This window comes from Achromobacter sp., assembly GCF_057314935.1.
The window spans coordinates 1-2,789 of the sequence record NZ_DBHKZA010000152.1 but is presented as its reverse complement, the minus strand read 5'-3'; the positions used below and the strand labels follow the sequence as shown (position 1 = coordinate 2,789).

At 66.3% G+C, this 2,789-nt stretch carries 3 protein-coding genes; 1 reads left to right on the top strand and 2 read right to left on the bottom strand.

What is annotated here, in order from left to right; genetic code table 11:
* A complete protein-coding gene (locus ACO6D5_RS29150; protein ID WP_315844776.1) occupies positions 1-1,596 on the bottom strand; it encodes a diguanylate cyclase in 1,596 nt (531 codons plus the stop codon).
* Between the two features lie 11 nt (positions 1,597-1,607).
* Positions 1,608-2,252, bottom strand: coding sequence for a TetR family transcriptional regulator (locus ACO6D5_RS29145; RefSeq protein ID WP_315844775.1), 645 nt, complete (start codon positions 2,250-2,252; stop codon positions 1,608-1,610).
* Positions 2,253-2,367: 115 nt separating this feature from the next.
* Here ACO6D5_RS29145 and ACO6D5_RS29140 point away from each other — a divergent pair.
* A partial coding sequence (locus tag ACO6D5_RS29140; protein ID WP_485827320.1) for an SDR family NAD(P)-dependent oxidoreductase occupies positions 2,368-2,789 on the top strand: 422 nt, incomplete at its 3' end.

Below are 2,789 nucleotides of genomic sequence, written 5' to 3'. Positions count from 1 at the left end.
TCAGCCCGGCGACGCGCGGCGCGATCCGTCGCGCGCGTCGTCGTCAGCCACGCACACCGTGTTGCGGCCATGGTTTTTCGCGTAGTACAGCGCCTGGTCCGCGCGTTGGAAAACGGCGTCCAGCGTGGCGCCGTGGTCCGGAAAGCGCGCCACGCCCACGGAGGCGGTGATGGGCGAACTGATGGCGCCCGGCGCGGGTTGCGCGGCCAGACGCTGGCGCAGGCGCTCGGCGGCCGACACGGCCGCGGCCAGCGATGCGCCCGGCATCAGGATGACGAATTCCTCCCCGCCCGAGCGCGCCAGCGTGTCGCCGCTTCGCGAGCCTTCGCTCATCAGCGTGGCCAGGGCCTGCAGCGCGCGGTCGCCGGCCGTGTGGCCATAGCGGTCGTTGATGCCCTTGAAGTGGTCGATGTCCAGGACCATCAGCGCAACCGGGGATTCGTCGGCTTGCAGCATCGCAAGCGCCTCGTCCAGGCCGCGCCGGTTCAGCAGCCCCGTCAGCGTGTCAGTGGTGGTTTCGCGGCGCAGGTCGCGGATCTTGTGATGGATCGATGCCAGTCCCATCAGCAGCGCGCGCTTGAGCTGTGCCGCTTCGAAATACCAGGAGCGCACGTTGCGGATGCGGGCTGCCGAGTCCGGATCCTGCATGTGCCGCGCGATGCCCGCCAGCTCGCCCAGCGGACGCGCGATCCAGCGCGACAGCAGCCAGATCAGGATCACCGACAGCAACAGCAGCGGCAGGGCATTGCGGGCGGTGGCCATGAGCAGGTCGCTCAAAGGTTGCAGCGTGCTTTCCACCGGACGCTGCGCAATGAGGCTCCAACCGGTGCTCGGCACCGGCGCATAGCCCGCCAGCATGTCGCGGCCCTGGCTGTCCGTGAAGCGCCGCTCTCCGGTTTCCCCGCGCCGGGCGGCTGCGAAGATCTCGTCGTCGGGCGCCTTGTGCCCCAGCCGGCTTCGGTCGGGGTGAAAGATCAGCGTGCCGTTGCGGTCCATCACGTACAGGAAGGAATCGTCGCGGTAGAAATGCTGGCCCAGCAGGCGGTCCAGCACATTGTCTTCATGCAGGTACAGCGTGCCCGCGATATAGCCAAGATAGCGATAGTCGCGGGAAAAGATGGGGTAGGAGTACAGGATCAGCCAGCGGCCGGTGCTGGTCTGGTAGGGCTCGCTGATGATGGGCTGCTTGGTGCGGATGGCGGTCTTGGAGGCGTCGCTCGTCAACTGCTGGCCCAGCAGTTCCGGATAGGCGGAAGAGACGGCGATCACCTTGCCCTGCGGCGACACCACCACGCTGGAATTGAAGTGCCCCAGTTGTTCCTGCTGGCGCCGCGTTTCTTCGGCCATCAGCGCGGGCCGGGCTTCCATGTCAGCCAGCACGTCGGCGCTGTAGGCCAGATACCGTCGTACGTCGGTCAGGAAGGTATCGGTCGCCGAGGCCAGTTTGGACGCATAGACGCGATTGACCTCCAGCGCGTTGTGCAGCAACAGGTCGCGCTGCACCAGATAACTGGCATGCAGGCCGCCGGCCAGCACCAGGATGACCGACAGCAGGCTGATCCACAGGATCAGGCGCCGAAGGTCGATGCGGAACATGGCCGACTCCGTCAGGAACGCGCGGGGCCCGGCGGAACGCCGGAAGGGGGCATGCCCCCGGTCAGTGCGTCCCAGGCGCACATGGCCTGGCGCGCCACCGCTTGCAGCGTCTTGCGCGTGGCGCCGTCGCGCGCCTGGATGGACATGCCGTGCAGCACGGTCGTGTAGAAAGCCGCGAGGCTCTTCGTGTCGGCGCCGCCAGGCAGTTCGCCCTGCGCGACGCCCGCGTTCAGCCGGGCCAGGATGCGGCCTTGCATGTCGCGGCGGTTGTCGCACAGGAAGCCGCCGACGCTGGCGTGGTTGACGCTGCCTGAGGGCGCGCCCAGCACGATCATGCAGCCGGGCGGCAGGCCGGGGGCGGTGAAGCGTTCGGCTGCGGCCAGCAGCATGGACTGGATGCCGCCGCGGGCAGTGGGCGCGTCTTGCAGCGCGCGGCGGGACGACCCGCCTTCTGTCTCACGGTAAAGCTCGACCGCTTCGCGAAATAGTCCTTCTTTTGAGCCGAATGCGCCATAAAGGCTAGGCGAGTTGATGCCCATCGCTTCCGTCAGATCGGTTAGCGATGCTCCTTCATATCCCTTCGACCAGAAGACTTCCATGGCCTTTTGCAAGGCCTGGGCCCGGTCGAAGTTCCGGGGGCGCCCACGTTCTGCCATGGCGCGATTTTACTCGTGACCGATATTTTGTGTTGATCGATAAAAAAATCGTTGACGAATGTGATCCGACGCGGCGATGATATTTGTACTGATCACTACAAATTAAGGACGAACGATGGGCAATCTGACTGGGAAAGTGGCTTTCGTGACGGGCGGCAGCCGGGGCATCGGCGCGGCCATCGTGCGGCGCCTGGCGGCCGACGGCGCCGACGTGGCGTTCACCTATGTCAGTGCGGCGTCCGCGGACGCCGCGCAGGCGCTCGCCAAGGAACTGACGGTGGATGGGCGCCGGGCGCGCGCCATCCAGGCCGATTCCGAAGACGCGCTGGCGGTGCGCCAAGCGGTGGAAGCGGCCATCAAAGAGTTGGGACCCGTGGATGTGCTGGTCAACAACGCCGGGATATTTGTCGCAGGCCTGATCGGCGACACCAGCATGGACGACTACGAGCGAACGATGGACATCAACGTGCGTGCGCCTTTCGTCGCCATCCGCACGGCGCAGGCGTCGATGCCCGATGGCGGGCGCATCATCAATAT

Excerpts from the sequence above, each read along its gene's own strand:
- ACO6D5_RS29150 (WP_315844776.1), bottom strand. The coding sequence starts at position 1,596 with ATGTTCCGCATCGACCTTCGGCGCCTGATCCTGTGGATCAGCCTGCTG.
- ACO6D5_RS29145 (WP_315844775.1), bottom strand. The coding sequence starts at position 2,252 with ATGGCAGAACGTGGGCGCCCCCGGAACTTCGACCGGGCCCAGGCCTTG.